The sequence below is a fragment of the Streptomyces sp. ICBB 8177 genome, from assembly GCF_003144095.1.
Lineage (GTDB): Bacteria > Actinomycetota > Actinomycetes > Streptomycetales > Streptomycetaceae > Streptantibioticus_D.
In genome coordinates this window covers 116,039-135,013 of record NZ_NSKH01000002.1, presented here as the reverse complement: position 1 = coordinate 135,013, position 18,975 = coordinate 116,039, and the positions used below count along the sequence as shown (strand labels likewise).

At 71.8% G+C, this 18,975-nt stretch carries 22 protein-coding genes and 1 pseudogene; 11 read left to right on the top strand and 12 right to left on the bottom strand.

Annotated features, from left to right (window positions below):
* Window positions 1-222: hypothetical protein (locus CK485_RS29230; RefSeq protein ID WP_206749849.1), on the top strand; the 222-nt coding region annotated here is incomplete at its 5' end.
* A 316-nt stretch (window positions 223-538) separates the two neighbouring features.
* Here the strand turns inward: CK485_RS29230 and CK485_RS00910 are convergent.
* Together CK485_RS00910 and CK485_RS00905 are read right to left on the bottom strand one after the other, a co-directional pair.
* A complete protein-coding gene (locus tag CK485_RS00910; RefSeq protein ID WP_109445799.1) occupies window positions 539-946 on the bottom strand; it encodes a hypothetical protein in 408 nt (135 codons plus the stop codon).
* Window positions 943-2,916 (bottom strand): heavy metal translocating P-type ATPase, encoded by a 1,974-nt coding sequence (locus CK485_RS00905; RefSeq protein WP_109445797.1) that lies wholly within the window; start codon window positions 2,914-2,916, stop codon window positions 943-945. Before CK485_RS00905 ends, CK485_RS00910 begins: the two co-directional genes overlap by 4 nt.
* Before the next feature lie 108 nt (window positions 2,917-3,024).
* Here CK485_RS00905 and CK485_RS00900 point away from each other — a divergent pair, with 108 nt between their 5' ends.
* Complete coding sequence (locus CK485_RS00900) at window positions 3,025-3,417, top strand: metalloregulator ArsR/SmtB family transcription factor (protein WP_109445795.1); 393 nt, start codon at window positions 3,025-3,027, stop codon at window positions 3,415-3,417.
* Between the two features lie 235 nt (window positions 3,418-3,652).
* Here CK485_RS00900 and CK485_RS00895 read toward each other — a convergent pair.
* Window positions 3,653-3,949, bottom strand: a pseudogene (locus tag CK485_RS00895) (enolase C-terminal domain-like protein); the annotation flags it as partial.
* Between the two features lie 136 nt (window positions 3,950-4,085).
* Here CK485_RS00895 and CK485_RS00890 point away from each other — a divergent pair.
* The gene (locus CK485_RS00890; protein WP_342673444.1) at window positions 4,086-4,733 is read left to right on the top strand and encodes a DinB family protein; all 648 of its coding nucleotides are present in this window, start codon (window positions 4,086-4,088) and stop codon (window positions 4,731-4,733) included.
* 286 nt (window positions 4,734-5,019) lie between these two features.
* Window positions 5,020-5,517 (top strand): hypothetical protein, encoded by a 498-nt coding sequence (locus CK485_RS00885; RefSeq protein ID WP_109445793.1) that lies wholly within the window; start codon window positions 5,020-5,022, stop codon window positions 5,515-5,517.
* 102 nt (window positions 5,518-5,619) lie between these two features.
* Here CK485_RS00885 and CK485_RS00880 read toward each other — a convergent pair whose 3' ends face one another.
* Window positions 5,620-5,889 (bottom strand): sigma factor, encoded by a 270-nt coding sequence (locus tag CK485_RS00880; protein WP_241968045.1) that lies wholly within the window; start codon window positions 5,887-5,889, stop codon window positions 5,620-5,622.
* A gap of 298 nt (window positions 5,890-6,187) precedes the next feature.
* Between CK485_RS00880 and CK485_RS00875 the strand changes: the two genes are divergently transcribed.
* Window positions 6,188-6,487, top strand: coding sequence for a hypothetical protein (locus CK485_RS00875; protein ID WP_109445791.1), 300 nt, complete (start codon window positions 6,188-6,190; stop codon window positions 6,485-6,487).
* A gap of 79 nt (window positions 6,488-6,566) precedes the next feature.
* Here the strand turns inward: CK485_RS00875 and CK485_RS00870 are convergent, their stop codons facing one another.
* The gene (locus tag CK485_RS00870; protein WP_109445789.1) at window positions 6,567-6,998 is read right to left on the bottom strand and encodes a DUF2000 domain-containing protein; all 432 of its coding nucleotides are present in this window, start codon (window positions 6,996-6,998) and stop codon (window positions 6,567-6,569) included.
* Window positions 6,999-7,047: 49 nt separating this feature from the next.
* On the opposite strand from CK485_RS00870, the gene CK485_RS00865 reads away from it, so the two are divergent.
* Window positions 7,048-7,857 (top strand): AraC family transcriptional regulator, encoded by an 810-nt coding sequence (locus tag CK485_RS00865; protein ID WP_109445787.1) that lies wholly within the window; start codon window positions 7,048-7,050, stop codon window positions 7,855-7,857.
* Window positions 7,858-8,421: 564 nt separating this feature from the next.
* The gene (locus tag CK485_RS00860; protein ID WP_109445785.1) at window positions 8,422-10,365 is read left to right on the top strand and encodes a peptidoglycan recognition family protein; all 1,944 of its coding nucleotides are present in this window, start codon (window positions 8,422-8,424) and stop codon (window positions 10,363-10,365) included.
* 57 nt (window positions 10,366-10,422) lie between these two features.
* On the opposite strand, the gene CK485_RS00855 is transcribed toward CK485_RS00860, so the two are convergent.
* Complete coding sequence (locus CK485_RS00855) at window positions 10,423-11,016, bottom strand: TetR/AcrR family transcriptional regulator (RefSeq protein ID WP_241968044.1); 594 nt, start codon at window positions 11,014-11,016, stop codon at window positions 10,423-10,425.
* Between the two features lie 186 nt (window positions 11,017-11,202).
* Between CK485_RS00855 and CK485_RS00850 the strand changes: the two genes are divergently transcribed.
* Both CK485_RS00850 and CK485_RS00845 read left to right on the top strand, forming a co-directional pair.
* The gene (locus CK485_RS00850) at window positions 11,203-12,420 is read left to right on the top strand and encodes a cytochrome P450 (RefSeq protein ID WP_109445781.1); all 1,218 of its coding nucleotides are present in this window, start codon (window positions 11,203-11,205) and stop codon (window positions 12,418-12,420) included.
* Between the two features lie 20 nt (window positions 12,421-12,440).
* Window positions 12,441-12,632 carry a ferredoxin gene (locus CK485_RS00845; protein ID WP_109445779.1) on the top strand — a complete coding sequence of 64 codons (192 nt, stop codon included), beginning with the start codon at window positions 12,441-12,443 and terminating at the stop codon, window positions 12,630-12,632.
* Between the two features lie 261 nt (window positions 12,633-12,893).
* Here CK485_RS00845 and CK485_RS00835 read toward each other — a convergent pair whose 3' ends face one another.
* Together CK485_RS00835 and CK485_RS00830 are read right to left on the bottom strand one after the other, a co-directional pair.
* Window positions 12,894-13,316 carry a Rid family hydrolase gene (locus CK485_RS00835; RefSeq protein WP_109445776.1) on the bottom strand — a complete coding sequence of 141 codons (423 nt, stop codon included), beginning with the start codon at window positions 13,314-13,316 and terminating at the stop codon, window positions 12,894-12,896.
* 115 nt (window positions 13,317-13,431) lie between these two features.
* Window positions 13,432-14,106: an HD domain-containing protein gene (locus tag CK485_RS00830; protein WP_109445774.1), complete on the bottom strand. Its 675-nt coding sequence runs from the start codon at window positions 14,104-14,106 to the stop codon at window positions 13,432-13,434.
* 71 nt (window positions 14,107-14,177) lie between these two features.
* Between CK485_RS00830 and CK485_RS00825 the strand changes: the two genes are divergently transcribed.
* Both CK485_RS00825 and CK485_RS00820 read left to right on the top strand, forming a co-directional pair.
* Complete coding sequence (locus tag CK485_RS00825; RefSeq protein WP_109445772.1) at window positions 14,178-15,125, top strand: helix-turn-helix domain-containing protein; 948 nt, start codon at window positions 14,178-14,180, stop codon at window positions 15,123-15,125.
* A gap of 379 nt (window positions 15,126-15,504) precedes the next feature.
* Entirely contained in the window at window positions 15,505-15,966 is a 462-nt protein-coding gene (locus tag CK485_RS00820; protein WP_109445770.1) for an SRPBCC family protein, read from the top strand.
* Window positions 15,967-16,250: 284 nt separating this feature from the next.
* Here the strand turns inward: CK485_RS00820 and CK485_RS00815 are convergent, their stop codons facing one another.
* From CK485_RS00815 to CK485_RS00800, 4 genes are all read right to left on the bottom strand, one after another.
* Complete coding sequence (locus CK485_RS00815; protein WP_109445768.1) at window positions 16,251-16,907, bottom strand: YbhB/YbcL family Raf kinase inhibitor-like protein; 657 nt, start codon at window positions 16,905-16,907, stop codon at window positions 16,251-16,253.
* A complete protein-coding gene (locus CK485_RS00810; RefSeq protein WP_109445766.1) occupies window positions 16,904-17,470 on the bottom strand; it encodes an isochorismatase family cysteine hydrolase in 567 nt (188 codons plus the stop codon). Before CK485_RS00810 ends, CK485_RS00815 begins: the two co-directional genes overlap by 4 nt.
* A 160-nt stretch (window positions 17,471-17,630) precedes the next feature.
* On the bottom strand, window positions 17,631-18,071 hold the full coding sequence (locus CK485_RS00805; protein WP_109445764.1) for a MarR family transcriptional regulator: 441 nt from the start codon (window positions 18,069-18,071) through the stop codon (window positions 17,631-17,633).
* A gap of 112 nt (window positions 18,072-18,183) precedes the next feature.
* Window positions 18,184-18,747, bottom strand: a complete 564-nt coding sequence (locus CK485_RS00800) for a dihydrofolate reductase family protein (protein WP_109445762.1) — start codon at window positions 18,745-18,747, stop codon at window positions 18,184-18,186.
* Window positions 18,748-18,975: the final 228 nt, after the last annotated feature.

Below are 18,975 nucleotides of genomic sequence, written 5' to 3'. Positions count from 1 at the left end.
ATCGGCGATGCCCGCGTCGTCCTCGACGATCAGTACCCGCAGCACGCCGCGATCCTGCTCATCCACCACCAGCTCATCCTAGGCGCGGGCTTCGGCAGGGCGACGGACCGCCGCCGAGGCCGCACCGCCGCCGTGGCGGTGCGGCGCGGGTTCCCCTCGCCCGATGCTCGGAGCGTGCGAACGCCGCAGTCGCGGCGCAGGTCAGGTCGGTTCCATCCGTGACAGCCGTACGTGGAAGCTGAGGTTGTCCCCGCCGCGTTGCCCCCCAGTGGCGACCGGCGGTGGTTGAGACCGGTGCCGGACAGTTCCCGGATCACCATGGTGGAGGCGCCGATCTGGATCAGGGAATCCGGACCGAAGCCGGCCAGCGCGACGAGGGGGCGTCGATCGCGGCGATGGCGAGGACCACGATGCCCTCACGTTGCAGCCCAGGGTGGTGTACTCCCGGGCGAAGCCGCGTCGCGGCAAGGTGGTCCTGGTCCTGGTCGTTGCGGGGAGCGTGGTCGAGGCCGCCGATCCCCGTAAAAGGCGGTGGCGGTCAGTCTGCCAGCGCCTGGCGGATGCGGCGGGAGGGGGTGAAGGCGTACAGGTCCAGGATGCCGGGCGGGTCGGCCAGGCCCGGACCGCCGGCTTCCACCCAGGCGGCTATGTCGTCGGCGGCGTCGGTGTCGTTGACCAGGCCCAGCCATACCGGGCGCCCGCCCGCCGCGCGGCCGGCCGCGGAGGGCTGCACGACGATGACGTTGGCGTGCTCGCAGGCGTCCAGGCAGCCGGTCACCCGTACCTGCGCGGTGTCGTCGAGGGCTCCGCGCAGCTGGGCGAGCTGCGCGCCGTGGTCCAGACCGGGGATCTTGGGGGTCCCGCAGCAGCAGCCGCGGCAGACGGTGACCGTGCAGCGGGCTGATCCCGCCGTGGCGGGGGCAGCCTCGCGAGTGCGGCGGCTCACTGGCCGTCCCGGGCTCGGCGCCAGGCGGAATCGGCCAGCAGGCGCAGACCGTTGAGGCCGACGATGACGGTCGATCCCTCGTGCCCGGCGACACCGAGCGGCAGCGGCAGGGTACCGGCCAGGTCCCAGACGACCAGGCCGGTGATGAACGTCCCGGCGATCACGAGGTTCTGCACGACCAGGCGCCGGGCGCGGCGCGAGAGCGCGACGACGGTGGGGATGGTGGCCAGCTCGTCGCGGACCACGACGGCGTCGGCGGTCTCCAGGGCGAGGTCGGAGCCGGCGCGTCCCATGGCGATGCCGGTGTGGGCGGCGGCCAGGGCCGGGGCGTCGTTGACGCCGTCGCCGACCACCAGCACCTTGCGCCCGGCGTTCTCCAGCTCCTTCACGGCGGTGACCTTGTCCTGCGGCAGGAGACCTGCGCGGACGTCGGTGATGCCGACCTCGCTCGCGAGGCGGGCGGCGGCGCGCGGGTTGTCACCGGTGACCAGCACCGGCGCGTGGCCGGTCAGCGACGTCAGCGCGGTGACGGTGGCGGCGGCCTCCTCGCGCAGGCGGTCGGCGACGCCCAGCACACCGACCGGGGAGCCCTCGACCTCGACCAGGACGGCGGTGCGCCCCTCCTCCTCCAGCCGGGCGGCCACCGAGGCGGCCGGCTCGTCGCCGCGGCCGCCCCGGAGACGGGCGGGGCTGCCGACCGCGACCGCCTTGCCGTCGACGGTGCCGGTGACCCCGGTGCCGGGGGCGGAGGCGAAGTCCTCCACCAGCGGGATGTCCAGGTTCCGTGTGCGGGCGGCGTCCACGACGGCGCGGGCGAGCGGGTGCTCGCTGGGGTGCTCGGCTGCCGCCGCGTACCGCAGCAGGGCGTCCTCGTCCAGGCCGGAGGTCGTCAGCGGGCGGATGTCGGTCACGCGCGGAGTGCCCTCGGTCAGCGTGCCGGTCTTGTCCAGCGCCACCGCGTCGACCTGGCCGAGCTGCTCCATCACCACGGCGGACTTGACCAGCACGCCGTGACGGCCGGCGTTGGCGATCGCCGACAGCAGCGGCGGCATGGTGGCCAGCACCACCGCGCACGGCGAGGCCACGATCATGAAGGTCATCGCCCGCAGCAGCGTCGGCCGCAGCGCGGCGCCGAAGAGCAGCGGCAGGGCGAACAGCGCGATCGTCGCGGCGACCATGCCCAGGCTGTAGCGCTGCTCGACCTTCTCGATGAACAGCTGGGTGGGCGCCTTGGTCTCGGAGGCTTCCTCGACCATGGCCACGATCCGGGCGATCACCGAATCGGACGGATCACGCTCGACCTTCACCCGCAGCGCACCGGTGCCGTTCAGCGTGCCGGCGAACACCTCGTCCCCGACCTGCTTCGCCACCGGAAGCGGCTCGCCGGTGATGGTGGCCTGGTCCACCTCGCTCGCCCCGTCCAGCACCCGGCCGTCGGCGCCGATCCGCTCCCCCGGGCGTACCAGGATCACGTCGCCCACCGCCAGCCGGCCGGTCGGCACGCTCCCCTCGGCCCCGTCGTCACCGAGGCGGGTCGCGGTGGCAGGGGCGAGGTCCAGCAGGCCGCGGACCGAGTCGGCGGTGCGGGCGGTGGCGATCGCCTCCAGGGCGCCGGAGGTGGCGAAGATGACGATCAGCAGTGCGCCGTCCAGCACCTGCCCGATCGCCGCCGCGCCCAGTGCCGCGACCACCATCAGCAGGTCCACGTCCAGCGTCTTGTCCTTCAGCGCCTGCAAGCCCGCCCAGCCCGGCTCCCAGCCGCCGCTGACGTAAGTGAGGGCGAACAGCGGCCCCCACGCCCAGGCCGACGCACCCAGCAGATGCAGGGGCAGCGCGATCAGGAACAGCACCAGCGAGGCTGCCGCCCAGCGCGCCTCGGGCAGCGCGAAGATCCGGGTACGGCGCCCGGGCGCCACCGCGTCACGGACAGCGTCGCCGACAGGCGCCGGGCGGGTGAGGGTGGAGGACATGCGAAACAGGGTTCCTTCGGCACGGGCGGACAGTGTCCAACGCCACCACCGTAACAGGAACGAATGAACAGCGATTCATACGTTCATTCGGAGGCGTACGATGGCCGCATGGGTCATGGAGCCGAACCTCCCGCAAGCCGGGTCCCCCGCACCCGCCTCACCGCGGACAACGCCGCGAAGGTGGCCGCCACACTTCAGGCGCTGGCCACCCCGTCACGGCTGCTGATCCTCTCCCGCCTGCGCGAGGGCCCGCTGCCGGCGACCGAACTGGCCGCCGAGGTCGGCATGGAACAGTCCGCCTGCTCCCACCAGTTGCGCCTGCTGCGCAACCTCGACCTCGTCGTCGGCACCCGCAGGGGCCGCTCCGTCGTCTACTCCCTCTACGACAACCACGTCTGCGAACTGCTCGACCAGGCGCTGTACCACGTCGAGCACCTGCGCCTCGGCCTGAGTGGCACAGCCGCCGAGCCGGAGCCCGAAGCCGCCACCTCAAGCGTCTGACCACCCTCGGTGGGAACTGTGACGCTTCGTGCTCGCAGAAGTGAGGACTTCTCAAACGAGGTTCGCCGTCCCCGCTTCCGGGCGCAGGCCTTCACCCCAAACGTCAGGTCCCATCAGCGCCGATGAAACCGAACGAGGGCGGCGCGGGCCCTCGTTCGGTGCCGTTCGGCGCCGCCGCTGGTCTCCGCGCCCCTTCGACGGAGGACACGTCGGCTGCCAGCGCACGCCGCGGCCGCTACGCGGGGATCCATTCGGTCGTCGTGGTCACCTTCCTGAGGACGTCCGGCAAGGGGTCGGCGCCGATGCCGGGGGCGTCGGGGACCGCGAGGTGGCCGTCCGCGAGGGTGAAGGGCGGCGTGATGTCGGTCGCGTAGTAGCGGTCGGACGCACTGGTGTCGCCGGGCAGGGTGAAACCGGGGAGGGCGGCGAGCGCCACGTTGGCCGCGCGGCCGATGCCGGTTTCGAGCATGCCCCCGCACCAGACGGGAACCCCGTGCGCGCGGCAGAGGTCGTGGATGCGGCGGGCTTCCAGGGCGCCGGCATCTTGTCGTCGATCACGAAGTCCCGCCCGCGTTTCGGACGTCACGACGACCCGGTGTCACGCTCCGGGCTCTGCGGACGAGCCGGCCCAGGACCCAGTGGCCTTTGTGCGGCGGGCCCTGAGCGCCATGCCGAACACACCGACCGGGGCCCCCGCGCTCACCGTCCGCGAGTTCGGGCTGGGCGGCCTGCAACCGTACGCGGAGGGCCGCTGGGTCGACGCTCCGTTCGTGCCCGGGACCCCGGCGGTCACCTACCGTTCACTCATGACGACTTCAGATCCATGGCCTCGTCCCGACCTGCGGCCCCCCGGGCTGAACGCCGACGAGAAGACCACGTTGCTGACCTTCCTGGACTACCTGCGCGACTCCGTCCTGGCGAAGGTGGACGGCGTCCCGGAACCGGCCGTTCGCAAGGCCGGCGTCCCTTCCGGGACCAGTCTGCTCCAGTTGCTCAAGCACCTGACGGCCGTGGAACTCAACTGGTTCGTCTGGGCCTACGCCGGTGCCGACCGCGAACGCTGGGAGGACGAGGAGGCGGTGTCCGCCGACGACACCGCGTCGGGCTTGGCGGACGCCTATCGCGAGGCGATCGCCCAGGCCAACGAAGTCGCCCTGGCCTGTACCGACTTGGACCGCCCCGGTGCCCGCTCGTTGCGGGAGACCCCGCCGCCGTCGATGCGCTGGGTGCTGGTCCACATGATCGAGGAGACCGCCCGGCACGCCGGACACGCGGACATCCTGCGCGAGCAGATCGACGGGTCGGTCGGGCGGTGACGCGGGCGGTACCTCCGGTCGGTCGTACCGGCCGGAGAGCCGTCCATCCATAGGGCGCGTTCCACGGACCCGTCACTCTCCACGGCGTTCCATCAGGCCAGGGGGCTTCCGTCCCGGGAATCCGGAATGATGCCGATCTTTATGGCACAGGCAGGCCAGGAGCAGGCAATCTCACCTCCGGCGGCCGAACCTCGCGTCGGACGCCGACTCCCCCTGGGCCGGTTCCTCCTCACGGAAGCGGGCGGCCGACGGGACAGACCTACTCGCTCCATACAACGGAGGCACTGTGTCCCAGCCCCAGCGCAAGATCGCCCGGCTCCTCGTCGCCGTGGCAGCCGCCGTCGGCACCGCGGCGCTGGCGGTGCCCGCGAACGCGGCCGTCAGCCACGCACACACCTGGACGAAGACCGAGTCCTACTCCGTGACCGGCGGAAAGCTCACCATCCACCCGGACAGCGACAGCGGCTGCACCGGAGGCGAGAACCAGGGCAACATGGAGGGCTGCGTCTACATCCAGGGCCAGGGCTCCACGATCAACTGGATACATGGAGTGGGCACGGCCACCAACGACGGCGAGAACTTCAACGTCTTCATCTTCAACCAGAGCAACAGCGGCAGGCACCTGGGCTCCGACTCCGGCTACGGCTACACAGCGCAGGGCGGCTCACGAACGGCCAAGTGGACGCCGAACGCGACAGAACCGACCGGCAACTACTGCGTCGGCGTCCAGGTTCAGGGCGCGCCCGGCTTCCTCCAGGAGTGCCAGCCCGTCACCAGCGGCTGACCATCCGCACGAAGGACGCACATGCCGGGGCCCGCGTTCCCCGCCCGGGGAACGCGGGCTCCGGCACGCGACTGGCGCCGTTCTACGGGGCTACGGGCCCGGTCAGGCAGCGCGCCGCGTGAAGGCGCCGAATTCAATGACGTTGCGGGATATGCCGTACAGCCAGGCGGCCGGCGTGCCACGCCGTGGGTCGTAGGTGTGCGCGCCCTCCAGGGCGGCGACGAAGATGTCCGCCGTCAGGTCGGCCGCCAGGTGGGCGTCGTCGACACGGCGGGTGACGAACCCGAGCACGGTGTCGAACTGCTGCTCATAGAAGACTGCGAACCCGGCCGGGTCCCGGGTGGGTGGTGCTGTCGGATGCTCCGCTGGCACGGACGACTCCTTGAGTGGCAGATCAACGGGAGAAGACGCCTTACATCCCTTACTGGTCGTTCGCGCCGAGAAGCGTTACACCGGCTCCGGCGCCTCGGCCGCGGCGTACGCGGCAACGCTGCGGGGGGTCAGCACGCGGCCCGGGGGCCGCGGGTGTCCGTCTACCACAATGCCCGGCATGGACGCATCAGAAGCCGGGCCCGGTCAGCCGCACGTGCGGACGGCGCGCCGCGCCACGTCGCGTCCGCCTGTGCCAGCTTGGGTACCGCCGACGTGCGCGGTCCTGTTCGGTGTCGCCGTGGCCCTGCAAGCTCCGGGTGACGACCTCGGGCCGGGCCTGACGGACCCCTTCGTGGGCCTCGTCCTGGCCCTCGGCGCCTGGGGACTGCTCAAGGCGGTCCGCGCTCGTCGAGGTGTGAGCGAGCGCCGCGAACCCGCGTCGTGGGCGTGGGCCGTAGTCATGCTCTGTGTCTCGGGCCCCTCCTCGTTCCTCCACAGCACGAGCGCCCTGCGCGGGCTCTACCTCGCCATGGGCGTCGTGGTCGTCGGGCTCGTCTGGTACCGGGTGCGACGCGCGTCCGGGAACGACCAGAGCTGACTGTCCGGCCGGCCCCGCGGCCACCATCGGCGCTGAAGCCCCGGCCTCCGCGGGCGGGGCCACCGCGCGAACGCCTCGGTCAGGGGTGCATGCGGGCTCCCTTGAGCACCTTGTCCACCGCGTTGCGCGCTCCGTGGACCGCGAGGCCCACCAGGTCCAGTCGGTCCCTCGGCACGGCCCGTACGGCCGCGCGGTTGTCCTCGTCGTGGCCGGTGCTGAAGAGGTCGGACGTGAACACCGACCGCGGCAGCGCACGGGACAGGGCGCGGCCGTGCGCGGCGGTCAGGGTCTCCTTCGTCCCTTCGAAGATCAGGACGGGCTGGCGGAACATCGGCAGGTAAGGGGTGCCGTCGGCGTCGGCGTAGGGTTCGCCGATGACCTCGGGGAGTTCCGAGCCGAGACCGCTGACCAGGAACGCGGTCACGTTCAGGCGCTGCCAGAGTGCCAGGTCCTCGCTCAGCAGCACGGCGATCTTGGTGTCGAAGCGTAGGGGCGGGTTCTCGGTCGTCATGCTTCGAGGATGCGGCGGGCGCCGCCGCGGCGTCTTGTACGTTGTTTGCATGGTGACCCGGCAGGAGACTTCCGCGTGGCGCCCACAGGTCCCGGGTGTCGTGGAGGTCTTCCACGCCCACTACACCGAACACGCGTATCCCATGCACGTCCACGAGGCGTGGACCCTGCTGATCGTCGACGACGGCGCGGTCCGCTACGACCTGGACCGCCGCGAGCGCGGCACCCCGCACGACACGGTCTCCCTGCTGCCGCCGCAGGTGCCGCACAACGGGTCACCCGCCACCGCTCGGGGATTCCGCAAGCGGGTGCTGTATCTGGACCGGACCCGGCTGGACGAGAGCCTCATCGGCGCCGCGGTCGACGGCCCCGACCTGGCCGATCCCCTCCTGCGCAGGCGTGTCGGACAGTTGCACGCGGCTCTGGCGAACCGGGGCGACGAACTGGAGGCGGAGAGCCGGCTCGCCCTGATCTGTGAACGGCTGCGCGGCCACCTGCGCCCCCGACTCCTCCCCCGCCCGCCCGGGACCGCCCCCGGTGTGGCGCAGACGCTGCGGGAACTCCTCGACGAACGGTTGCTCCAGGGCGTGACCCTGGACGAGGCCGCGAAGCTGGTCCACGCCCACCCCGCCCACCTGGTGCGCTCGTTCAGTGCCGCGTTCGGCATCGCCCCGCACCAGTACCTGATGGCCCGCAGGGTGGACCGCGCCCGACGGCTGCTCCTCGACGGTCGGCCACCCGGTGAGGTCGCGGCCGCGGTCGGGTTCTACGACCAGTCGCATCTGGCCCGGCACTTCAAACGGCTCATGGGCATCGCCCCCGGACGCTACGCCCGCGGCGCCACCGACCGCAGGGGGTGACGCGAGGCGAGGATCGTCCGTTCGGGCTGAGGATGTGCCACGGCCCGGGCCCGGTCAACTCCGCTCCACCGCACGCCCGTTCGTCGTTCCACATCGGGCGCGGTCGCGACGGTGACGTGAGTCGCCTCCGTCTTGCCCGTCGAGTCGTGCCGGCCGGGGCCGAGATGGTCGGTGGTCGCGCCCTTCGGGGCAGACTTCGGGACCCACTTGGTCCGCCGCGGCCGTGGTCCGTCCTCCACCGGAGCGCCGCGCCCTCTCGCCCGGGCGCGCTCGGCAGGCCGACCGAGCGTGACCCGCTCGGCCGAAGGCGCCGTCGGCAGCGGCCTCACCTGCGTCTTCGGCGTCCAGGGGCTCACTCACGGTGTCAGCCACTCGGCGTCTCCGCCTGCTGGGGACCACTGCGTTCCGCCGCAGGGGCGGCACTCCCGGCGGACTCTCGCCCCGGCGGGGTGGCCCGTGGCGGGAACGTAATATGCACGTCAGACATCCTGGCGATCTTCGACAGCCGCACAACCCGGCGCGCTTCGGCCGGAGTTCCCCAGCACATCCCATCAGGAGACGCTCATGGCTCCCCATGCTTCCCATCGGCGGAGACGGAACAAGACCGTCGCGGCAGTCGCCGGGGGTGCGGCCGCGCTTCTCGCCATCGGCGGCACGTTGTTCGCCGGCACCAGTGCCCAGGCCGGCCAGACCGATGCCCTGTCCGATGCCCGACAGCGGGACTTCGCCGCGGCGGCGGGCGAGTTCCACGTCCCCCTGCCGGTGCTGCTCGGCGTCTCCTACGAGGAGTCCCAGTGGGTCCCGCACGGCGGGCAGTACAGCGCGGACGGCGGATACGGGGTGATGAACCTCGCGGACGTCACCCCGGGGATGGTCGCAGGCGGCAGCGCGGGCGAGGCGGGACGCCACGAACTCGCGTCGGTCGCGGCGAACCCCGCGATGCACACCCTCACCACCGCCGCCGCCCTCATCGGCGCCCCGGCCTCCCAGGTGCGTGACGACGACCGGCAGAACGTCCGGGCGGGCGCCGCGCTGCTCGCGTCGTACGAGAAGAAGATCACCGGCGGCGCCACGCCGAGCGACCCCGGCCAGTGGTACGGCGCGGTCGCCCGCTACAGCCAGTCCACGGGGGCGGCCGCAGCCCGCTCCTTCGCGGACGCGGTCTTCCAGGACGTGCGGAACGGCGCTTCCGGCACGCCCGGCGGACAGCGGATGAAGCTGCCGGCCGACTCCGCGGTCCGGCCCCGCACCTCGCAGATCACCGCGCTGCACCTGAACGACACGCAGCCGGACCCGCAAGCGCAGTGCCCCGCGCGACTCGACTGCCAGTTCGCCCCCGCGAACACCGCCAACTACCAGGTCGCCAACCGTCCGGCGGACGGGATCGACATCCGGTACATCGTCATCCACGACACCGAGTCGTCCTACCAGGCAGCCATCGACAGCTTCCAGAGCGCGGGCGGCGACGCGGCCGACTACGTGATCCGTTCCTCGGACGGGGCGGTCACCCAGTCGGTCCCCGACCAGGACGTGGCGTTCCACGCCGGCAACTTCTGGTTCAACATGCACGCGATCGGCATCGAGCACGAGGGCTTCGCCGCGCAGGGCGCCACCTGGTACACCGCCGCGCAGTACCGCTCGACCGCCACCCTGGTGCGCTACCTGGCCGCCGAGTACCACGTCCCGCTGGACCGCGAGCACATCATCGGCCACGACGACGTACCCGGTCCGCAGGACGGATACGTGGCGGGAATGCACTGGGACCCGGGCCCTTACTGGGACTGGAACCGCTTCATGCGCATGCTCGGCGCGCCCGTCGACTCCACGCCCCATGGGGTGGGCCCGGTCGGCTCCCCGATCACGATCGACCCCTCCTTCGCCGACGACCAGCAGACGGTGAACGTCTGCCCCAGCGACGACGGCACCGGTTCCACCAAGACCTGCACCGACCAGACCGGCCCGTCCAGCATCCTGTACGTGCGCACCGCGCCGAACGCTTCGGCACCGCTGGTGGGCGACCCGTACCTGCACTCGGGCTCGGCGGCGGGCAGCGACGAGATCAGCGACTGGGGCAGCACGGTCTCGGCCGGCCAGCAGTTCGTGGTCGCCGACCGGTCCGGGGACTGGACCGCGATCTGGTACTCCGGCCAGGAGGGCTGGATCTACAACCCCGGCGGCGAGAACACCTCCCCGGCGCACTGCGTGAAGGTGCTCCGCCCCGCGTCCGGCACCTCGACGGTCGCGCTGTACGGATCGGGTTACCCGAAGGCGTCGGAGTACCCGGCCAACCTGTCGCCCTCCACCCAAGTACCGCTGAGCCGCTACCAGTTCCCCACCGGTCAGGCCTACGTGGCGACCACCGCGGCGTCCCCGGCCGACGACTTCTTCCACAGCCCGCCGGACACCGTCGTCAAGGGCGCCGAGTCGTACTACACCATCCAGTACGGCCACCGACTCGCCCTCGTCGACTCCGCTGACGTCACCGCCACATCGGCAACGGCACACTGAGAAACGGTGGCCGCGACCGGGAGGCCGGTCGCGGCCACCGGCCTGACTGGCGACCCGCTAGCCGCCCTCGCCACCGTGCCGCGAGGCCGGGCCCGCGGAAGCACCGCGTGGTGCCAGCAGGAGCGGAAGGTAGACGTCGTCGACGATCTCCGTGACGACATCCTGCGGGATGGGGGCCCCGTACAGCAGGAAGTGGTTGCGGAGCAGGTCAACCGCCACGGTGGCCCGGCGCGAGGTGAGGATCCATGGCTGGATCTCGCCCCTGTCGACCGCTCGGCGCAGGACGCCTTGGATCGGGCCGGGGCCGGCGGTCCGGAGCCGTTCACGCACCAGCCGGGCGAGCTCCGGGTCGTGCACGATCTCGGTGAGCAGCCCGCGCAGGACGTCGCCGTGTGAAGTGCCCAGCCAGTCGGAGAGCTGCCGCAGGGCCGCGATGACGTCGGTGCGCAGAGCGCCGGAGTCGGGCACGTCGGCGCTGGAGAACCGCCGGGCCGCGCAGGCGTCGACGATGAGTTCGGCGCGGCTCGGCCATCGACGGTACAGAGCGGCCTTGCCGGTGCCAGCTCGCGCGGCCACGCGATCCATCGTCAGCCCGGCGTAGCCGGCTTCGGTGAGTTCCTCCAGGGCCGCCGCCAGGATGGCGCGCTCCAACTCCTCACCTCGGCGGCGTGAGTTCCTGTGCTGGTCGCCGACCGACCGGTCCGGCGCTTCCCCGTGGGTTGAAGGCATGACTCCCGGCCATTTGTCGTACGCCCGTTGTGGTCCTCGGGGCAGTCAGCCTAGCCTCCGATTTAGGGAACTGACAGTTCCTTAAGCGTCGAGCACATCGAGGGACCGATGACCGAGACCGTTGCGACGCCCCCAGCAGGCGCCCCTGCCTTCCCCAGCGACCGCACCTGCCCCTATCACCTGCCCGACCAGTACGCCGACCTTCGCGAGCGCGAGGGGTCGCTGCATAGGGTCACCCTCTACGACGGCCGCCAGGCCTGGGTGGTGACCGGCTATGAGGCGGCACGCAAGCTGCTGGCCGACCCCCGGCTGTCGTCCGACCGGACACACGTGGACTTCCCCGCCACCTCCGGGCGGCTGGAGAGCCTGCGGGACCGCCGGCCCGCGTTCATCAGTCTGGACCCGCCCCACCACGGGCCGAAGCGGCGCATGACGATCAGCGAGTTCACCGTCCGGCGCATCAAGGGGATGCGGGCGGACGTCGAGCGGATCGTGCACGGCTTCCTGGACGAGATGATCGACGCCGGGCCGCCCGCCGACCTGGTGAGCCGGTTCGCGCTGCCCGTGCCGTCGATGGTGATCTGCCGCTTGCTCGGTGTGCCCTACGCCGACCACGACTTCTTCCAGGACGCCAGCAGACGACTGATCCAGTCGCCGGACGCCGCGGGGGCGCGCGCCGCCCGCGACGACCTGGAGACGTACCTGGGCGGCCTGGTCGACACTCTGCGGGGCGCGCCCCAGCCGGGGCTGTTGAGCACACTCGTCACCGAGCAGTTGGACAAAGGCACGATCGACCGCGAGGAGTTGGTGGCGACCGCCATCCTGCTCCTGGTGGCCGGCCACGAGACGACGGCGTCGATGACCTCGCTCAGTGTCGTCACGCTCCTCGAACACCCGGAGCAGTACGCCGCGTTGCGTGACGATCCGTCGCTGGTGCCGGGGGCGGTCGAGGAGTTGCTGCGCTTCCTCGCGATCGCCGACATCGCCGGAGGGCGGGTCGCCACCGCGGACATCGAGGTCGACGGGCAGCGCGTCCGGGCGGGAGAGGGCGTCATCGTCGTCAACTCCATCGCCAACCGCGACGGATCGGTCTTCGCCGACCCGGACACCTTCGACGTGCGGCGCCCGGCCCGGCACCATCTGGCGTTCGGGTACGGCGTGCACCAGTGCCTGGGCCAGAACCTGGCCCGCCTCGAACTGGAGGTCATCCTCACCGCGCTGTTCGAACGGCTGCCCGGCCTGCGCCTGGCGGTCCCGGTGGATCAGCTGACTCTTCGTCCGGGTACGACGATCCAGGGCGTCAACGAACTCCCGGTCACCTGGTGACCGGGGCGAAAGGAGCGGACATGCGGGTGACGGCCGATCGGGAGACGTGTGTGGGAGCGGGCCTGTGCGCGTTGACCGCGCCACAGGTGTTCGACCAGGACGACGAGGGTGTGGTCGTGGTCCTGACCGCTGAGCCCGGCGACGAGGCCCGCCCGGCGGCCCGTGAGGCCGGCACGCTCTGCCCGTCGGGTGCCGTGCGGGTGGTCGAGTAGAGCGGCGGGGGACGGCAGCCGCTGTCCGGGCGTGTCCGCTGGCGAAGGGGTGCCGGATCTGGCGAAGGGGTGCCGGATCTCCGCGAGACCAATGTCCTGCGGAGGGTGGACGGCACGTGGCTGCTCACGCACGATCACGTCTCCGTCCCCGCCGACCTCACCACGGGTCGGGCCTGCACCGGCCTGGTCCCGTAGGTGGGAACGAACGACACGGGCTCCCGGGCCCAGGAGGAGGCCGCAACCGGGCCCGGGAGCGATGGTCTACCGGGACGCGTCGGGGTACGCGGCGGTCGCCCGGATCTCCACGAGGAGACCCGGGCTGGCGAGGCCGCTGACCCCGATGATCGTCCAGGTCGGGTACGGCGCCTTGACGAGGCGCTGCTTGGCCTCGACGAAACCGGGCAGGTGGCGGCGGATGTCGACGTGGTAGCTGGTGACGTCGACGAGGGCGGAGGCGTCGAGGTTCTCCAGTCGGAGGATCTCCTCGATCTTCCGGACGGCGATCTCGGTCTGCTCCCCGATGGTGTCCGGTATGGAGCCGTCGGCACGGCGGCCGATCGTTCCGGCGATGAACAGCAAGCCGTGCGCGCGGACCGCCGCGGAGTAGCCGAAGTTTGCGAAGGCGCTGGTGGTCTGTCCGAAGACGGCGTTGCCCTCGGGGATCTCGACGGTGTGGACGGTCATTGCGGTGCTTCCTTTGCTCTGCCGGCCCGGGTCCCCGGTGACGGGTGCCCTGGCCGGCGTTGACGGGAGTGCTGCTGAGGGGTCTGTGCTGACGGGGTTCGTGGGCGCCGTGGGGTCAGTGGTCCCAGCGGGTCGAGCGGCAGGCGTGTTCCATCCGGGTCCGGCCGAAGGTCTCGCGCTCACGGAGGAATTCGCCGGGGATCGAGTAACGGGGTGCGTTCTTCGGGTCCTTCGCGGCCTGCGCGACGATCGCGTCGGTGAGTGAGCGGATCATGTCCAGCCGTGGGTAGGCGGCGTGCACGGCGTCGGCCTGTTCGTCGGTGACGGCCTCGGCGTGGTCGGCGCCCAGTGGCCCGCCGAAGTCGAGGGCGACGCCTTCGCGGACGAGCACGCACAGCGTGCCGCGGCGTTCCGCGATACCCGGGGAGGTGTGCAGGGCGATGGCCTGCCAGACCTCGTCGGCGTCCGTCGCGGGTACCCCGTGCCGGACGAGCAACTCGGCTGCCCGGTCGGCGCCTTCGACCTCGAACCGCTGCCTGTGCGGACCGTCCGACGCCAGGCCGAGGTCGTGCATGGCGCACGCGGCGAACAGCAGGTCGTCGTCGTAGTCGTGGCCGACGGCCAGGCCGAGGCGGCCGGCGACCAGCCGGGCGAACAGGTAGCTGCGGATGCTGTGGTTGAAGACGGACGGCGTTTCCACCGGCCGGACGAGGTTGACGACGGCGTCGGCAAGCGGTGTGCCGGGCAGCGTGATCGGGTCGCGGGGCGCCTCGCGAGTTGTTCTGGTCATGCCTTCAGCCTGGCCGTGACCGCTCTGACCTGGCGAGAGGCAAAATTCCCCTACTTCGCTAGGATCTTGCCATGGCAGTGCATCGAGTAGCGGTCCTGGCGCTGGACGGAGTCGTCCCGCTCGACCTGGCGATTCCGGCGCAGATCTTCACCACCCGGCCGGAGACCGCCTACGAGGCGACCCTGTGCGCGCTGGACGCGAAGGTGACCACCACCGCGGGCTTCGCCCTGCTCGCCGACGGGGGCCTGGAGAAGGTGCGCACCGCCGACACCGTGATCGTGCCGGGGTTCGAGCCGGCCGTCCCGGTGCCGGACGCCGTGCTCGGCGAACTGGCCGAGGCCCGCCAACGGGGCAGGCGGGTGGTGTCGATCTGCACGGGCGCCTTCGCGCTGGCGGCGGCGGGCGTACTGGACGGGCTGCACGCCACGACCCACTGGAAGCACGTCGACGAGTTGGAGCGGAACTTCCCCGCCGTGTCGGTCGACCGCGACGTGCTTTACGTCGACGAGGGCGACGTGCTCACCTCGGCCGGGGTGTGCTGCGGCATCGATTTGTGCCTGCACATCGTGCGCCGCGATCTGGGCGCGGAGGTGGCCAACCAGATCGCCCGCGATCTGGTCGCCGCACCGCACCGGGACGGCGGGCAGGCCCAGTACGTGCCGGCTCCCGTCGCGGCGGCCGGTGAGGCGTCGCTGTCCGCCACCCGGGAGTGGGCCCTGCACCGGCTCGACGAGGCGCTCACGTTGCGCGTGCTCGCCCGGCACGCGGGCCTTTCGCAACGGACCTTCATGCGCCGGTTCGCCGAGGAGACGGGCACCACCCCGCTGCGGTGGTTGCTCAGCGCCCGCCTCGGCAGGGCACGGGAACTGCTGGAGACCACGGACCGCTCGGTGGACCAGGTGGCGCGAGACAGCGGGCTGGGCACGGCGGCCAACCTGCGGCTGCACTTCCGGCGCGCCCTGGACACCACCCCCACCGCCTACCGCCGCGCCTTCACACGCTCGACGTCGGGCACGTAGGGGAGGTGACCGCGGCGTCGCCGCACGTTCCCGCATCCGCGGACGTGCGGGCACCGCGCATCACGCGTGCCGTCACACTCCGAGCCACGTGGCCGGGGTGGCGATTTGGCCGTCCGACTGCGCAAGGCGTGGCCCGGCCGCACGATCGGCCGCCGGGCGTCGGTCGGGCCTCGGGCGCCCGCGAGCCGGGTCACCGCGTACACCACGGCGAGCTGACGCCACGGCGGAGCGGCCCTCAGTGCGGCATGCGGCACACGAGGTTTCGCCGCCTCCGTCGGGAGACCGCGCGGTCGGATCGCATAAGCGGGATGTGGTGGGTACCCGCATGAGTGTGGCGGCTTTCCGCCGGAGTTGCCCTGACGAGTGAGAGGAGCTTTTGATGACCACGGTGAAGGAATCGGTAGAGGTCGACGTGCCTGTGCACACCGCCTACAACCAGTGGACGCAGTTCGAGCAGTTCCCGCACTTCATGGAAGGGGTCGAGGAGGTCCGGCAGATCGACGACCGCCACAACCACTGGGTCACCAAGATCGGTGGCGTGCGACGGGAGTTCGACACGGAGATCGTGGACCAGCATCCCGACGAACGGATCGGCTGGCGGACGGTGGACGGCGACACCCAGCAGCGGGGCCTGGTCAGCTTCCAGCGCCTCGATGACGAACACACGCGTGTGGAACTGGTGATGGCCGTCGAGCCGAGCGGGGTCGCGGAGAAGGCCGCCGACCTGACCGGCGCCATAGACCGGCGCGTCAAGGGCGACATGCGACGCTTCAAGGACTACATCGAGCACCGGGGCAGCGAGACCGGAGCATGGCGGGGCCGCATCAGGCCGGGCGACTGAGCCCCCACGCAGGGCGTCCTGCCCAGCGAGCGCCGACCCGGATCCCGGCGAGCGCCGAAGCGACCGCGGTGTCTGTCCCGTACCGACACCGCGGTCCCGGCGCCGCCGGGATCCTTCAGTAGGGGGCAGGCCGCACCGTGGCCAGGTGGTGGGCTGCGCCCGGAACACGGGCGAGTTCTCTCGCCAGGCCGGTGGCGCACTGAGGCCGGTCCGTAGCAGCCGTTCGCCGCATGACCGTGCCCGCGCCGAGGGCGGTACCCGGAACCCGGGCCCCGCCCTCGGCCTCAGCGTTCGTGGACCCCGGTCAAGCGCGCACGGGCGAGGACGGGTGCGCTGATGGCGGGCAGGAGGGCGCGGGGCCGCGCCCGGTCCAGCGGCGTCGTGCCGAGGGGATCGGCTACGGGTGCCGCGAGGGCGAACAGCTGGAAGACGTAACGGTGCGGCCCATGGCCCTTGATGGGGGCGGGCCCGTGGTACCCGCGTCCGATGGTGGACCGCAGCAGGTGGACTCCGGCGGTCGCCCGCCTCGCGTCGAGGGCGCCGGGGGCGAGCTGCCCGGACGCCGGGTCGAGCAACGCGACGCAGTGCACGGCGGGTTTGGGCAGGGGGACGTCGATGTCCTCCATGACCAGCAGGAGTTGGGCCGTACCGGGTGGCGGCGGCGTCCACGCCAGGTGGGGAGACGTGTCGTCGCCGCCGATGTTCTTCGCGCAGTGCTCCAGCGCTATGGCGTCGCCGTCGCCGAAGTGGCGGCTGGACAGGATCAGCTGCTCCCGGCTCGGCGAGTCGGGCAGGCCCTCCCGCGAGGTGGGCGGGCTGTCCTCTACGTCGGACGGATCACCGGGTGAACTCGGCGGCTGAACCCGCAAGTTGGGCAGGTTCCACGCCATGTGGGTGTCCCCTGCCCTGCGGTTCCTCAGGAGCCGGCCCAACAGCGTCATCGTGTCGCCTCCACCATGTCGACGACCTCGGCGGCGGTGGCGGTCTCGCCGAGCTTGGGCAGGACGCGTTCGACGCTGTGGCGGTGGGATTCGGCGTCGGGATCGCTCATGGCGTCGGTGACCGCGACGACGTGGTAGCCGTGGTCGCAGGCCGAGCGCGCGGTGGACTCGACGCCCGAACTGGTCGAGATGCCGGCGAGCACGACCTGCGTGACACCCAGGTCCCGCAGGAGGGTGTCGAGTCCGGTGTCGTGGAACGCGCTGCGCCGCCGCTTGGTGATCAGGTGGTCGGTCGGCCGGACGTCGAGTTCGTCGATGAGGTCGGTCCAGCCGTCCGGGAAGGCGTCGGCGCGTGCGGTTCGCCTGACCTCGGTGCGGCCCGGCGGACGGCCGGCGACGTTGACCAGCACGACCGGCAGGCCGTGCCGTCGGAACTCCGAGGCCAGGTGGGTCGCCCGCTCCATGGCGGCGGTGGCCGGGCCGTCGGTGAGCGCCGGGACGAAGCCCTTCTGGAGGTCGATCACGACGAGTGCGGGGTTGGGGTCGATCGTTGTCAGTGGCATTCCGGGAGCTGCTCCAGTTCACGGCGGGGATGGGAGGCGGGACGGCCTCGGTGACACCAGGCCACGCTGCGCGCATGGACCAGGCCGCCGGTCGGGCGGCGCGGCGTGCGCGGCGTGGAAGGACCCGTCACAGGCCCGCGTTCTCGTGGACCAGGCCGCATCAGATGGTGCGTGCCAGCCGGTCGAGCAAGGCCGCTGCCCCTGCCAGCTGGTCCAGTTCGGCCTGCGTGAACGTGCCGTCGGTCAGGGCCCGGGCGACGAGTTCGGCCCGCGCGTTGCGTTTGTCCTTCAGCGCTTGGTGACCGGAGGGGGTCACCGTGAGCACCACGCGCCTGCCGTCGTCCGGGTCGGGGCGCCGCTCGACCAGGCCGCGGTCCCGCAGCGCGCCGAGCGTCGCTCCCATGGCCTGTGCGGTGATCTGCGCCTCCTTGGCCAGCGCCGAGGACGTGGTGGGACCTGAGCGCTCCAGGAGCGACAGCGCGGACCGCTCGGGCATCGTCAGCCCGCCGTCGACCGGCACTTGGCGCACCCGGCGCACGAGCACGCCGATGCTCGCCAGCAAGGCCGAGGCCACGCCGTCAGCGTTCAGATCATCACTCATATGCTAAGGCTACTTTATCAACCTGCCTTAGCACCTCTCGCGGTCCGCTCGGTGCCGGCGCGCCTCAGCGGAGACGAACGCGGACGGCACGCCTCCCGGCGGTCGGACCGGCTCAACGCGGCACGCGGTAGCGGAGGTGGACGACGCCCGAAGGGAAGGTGCGGGTCTCGACGAGGTCGAGACCCACCCTGCGCTCGCCCTGGGGGAAGAACGGGATGCCGCCGCCGACCAGCACCGGGTGGACCCTGGGACGGTACTCGTCGATCAGCCCCGACGCGGCCGCCTCGGCGGCCAGGGTCGCACCGCCGATCGCGATCTCCCCCTCCCCCGGCTCGGCGCGCAACCGCTCGATCTCCTCGGCCACTCCACCGGAGGCCAGCCGCGCGTGCCCCCGCACCGCCGGCAGCGTGGTCGAGAACACGACCTTCGGGAGGGGATTCCACAGCGCCGCCCATTCGCGCATGGACGCGTCGAGCGAGGGATCCTCGTCGGCGCTCTCCCAGTACAGCATCGTCTCGTACAGGCGCCGCCCCATCAGGTGGACGCCGACTCCCCGGATCTGGTCGGTGACGAAGCGGAAGACCTCCTCGTCGGGCTCCGCCCAGTCGAAACCACCGTCCGGCCCGACGATGTAGCCGTCGAGCGAGACGCCCATCGAAAAGGTCACACTGCGCATCGGAAATCCTCGTCTTCGGCAAGGACTCGACCGTACGACCGCCGGGCGCCACAGGACCCGACGCGACGCGCGGAACCTCCCGGGCCGGATCACCCGCCTGGTCCGGGAACGTACGGCACAGGTCACGGGCGGGCCCACCGCGGAACGGCCGGCGCGGCGGATCCGTGCGGGTCGACGGAGACGCGGGCCTGGTCGGGCGAAGACACGCAAAGACTCGCAAAGACACGG

What these genes read in the sequence shown, in the direction of transcription:
- CK485_RS00905 (WP_109445797.1), bottom strand. Translation starts at nt 2,916, where the DNA reads ATGTCCTCCACCCTCACCCGCCCGGCGCCTGTCGGCGACGCTGTCCGT.
- CK485_RS00900 (WP_109445795.1), top strand. Translation starts at nt 3,025, where the DNA reads ATGGGTCATGGAGCCGAACCTCCCGCAAGCCGGGTCCCCCGCACCCGC.
- CK485_RS00890 (WP_342673444.1), top strand. Translation starts at nt 4,086, where the DNA reads ATGCCGAACACACCGACCGGGGCCCCCGCGCTCACCGTCCGCGAGTTC.
- CK485_RS00870 (WP_109445789.1), bottom strand. Translation starts at nt 6,998, where the DNA reads ATGACGACCGAGAACCCGCCCCTACGCTTCGACACCAAGATCGCCGTG.
- CK485_RS00865 (WP_109445787.1), top strand. Translation starts at nt 7,048, where the DNA reads ATGGTGACCCGGCAGGAGACTTCCGCGTGGCGCCCACAGGTCCCGGGT.
- CK485_RS00860 (WP_109445785.1), top strand. Translation starts at nt 8,422, where the DNA reads ATGGCTCCCCATGCTTCCCATCGGCGGAGACGGAACAAGACCGTCGCG.
- CK485_RS00850 (WP_109445781.1), top strand. Translation starts at nt 11,203, where the DNA reads ATGACCGAGACCGTTGCGACGCCCCCAGCAGGCGCCCCTGCCTTCCCC.
- CK485_RS00845 (WP_109445779.1), top strand. Translation starts at nt 12,441, where the DNA reads ATGCGGGTGACGGCCGATCGGGAGACGTGTGTGGGAGCGGGCCTGTGC.
- CK485_RS00835 (WP_109445776.1), bottom strand. Translation starts at nt 13,316, where the DNA reads ATGACCGTCCACACCGTCGAGATCCCCGAGGGCAACGCCGTCTTCGGA.
- CK485_RS00830 (WP_109445774.1), bottom strand. Translation starts at nt 14,106, where the DNA reads ATGACCAGAACAACTCGCGAGGCGCCCCGCGACCCGATCACGCTGCCC.
- CK485_RS00825 (WP_109445772.1), top strand. Translation starts at nt 14,178, where the DNA reads ATGGCAGTGCATCGAGTAGCGGTCCTGGCGCTGGACGGAGTCGTCCCG.
- CK485_RS00820 (WP_109445770.1), top strand. Translation starts at nt 15,505, where the DNA reads ATGACCACGGTGAAGGAATCGGTAGAGGTCGACGTGCCTGTGCACACC.
- CK485_RS00815 (WP_109445768.1), bottom strand. Translation starts at nt 16,907, where the DNA reads ATGACGCTGTTGGGCCGGCTCCTGAGGAACCGCAGGGCAGGGGACACC.
- CK485_RS00810 (WP_109445766.1), bottom strand. Translation starts at nt 17,470, where the DNA reads ATGCCACTGACAACGATCGACCCCAACCCCGCACTCGTCGTGATCGAC.
- CK485_RS00805 (WP_109445764.1), bottom strand. Translation starts at nt 18,071, where the DNA reads ATGAGTGATGATCTGAACGCTGACGGCGTGGCCTCGGCCTTGCTGGCG.
- CK485_RS00800 (WP_109445762.1), bottom strand. Translation starts at nt 18,747, where the DNA reads ATGCGCAGTGTGACCTTTTCGATGGGCGTCTCGCTCGACGGCTACATC.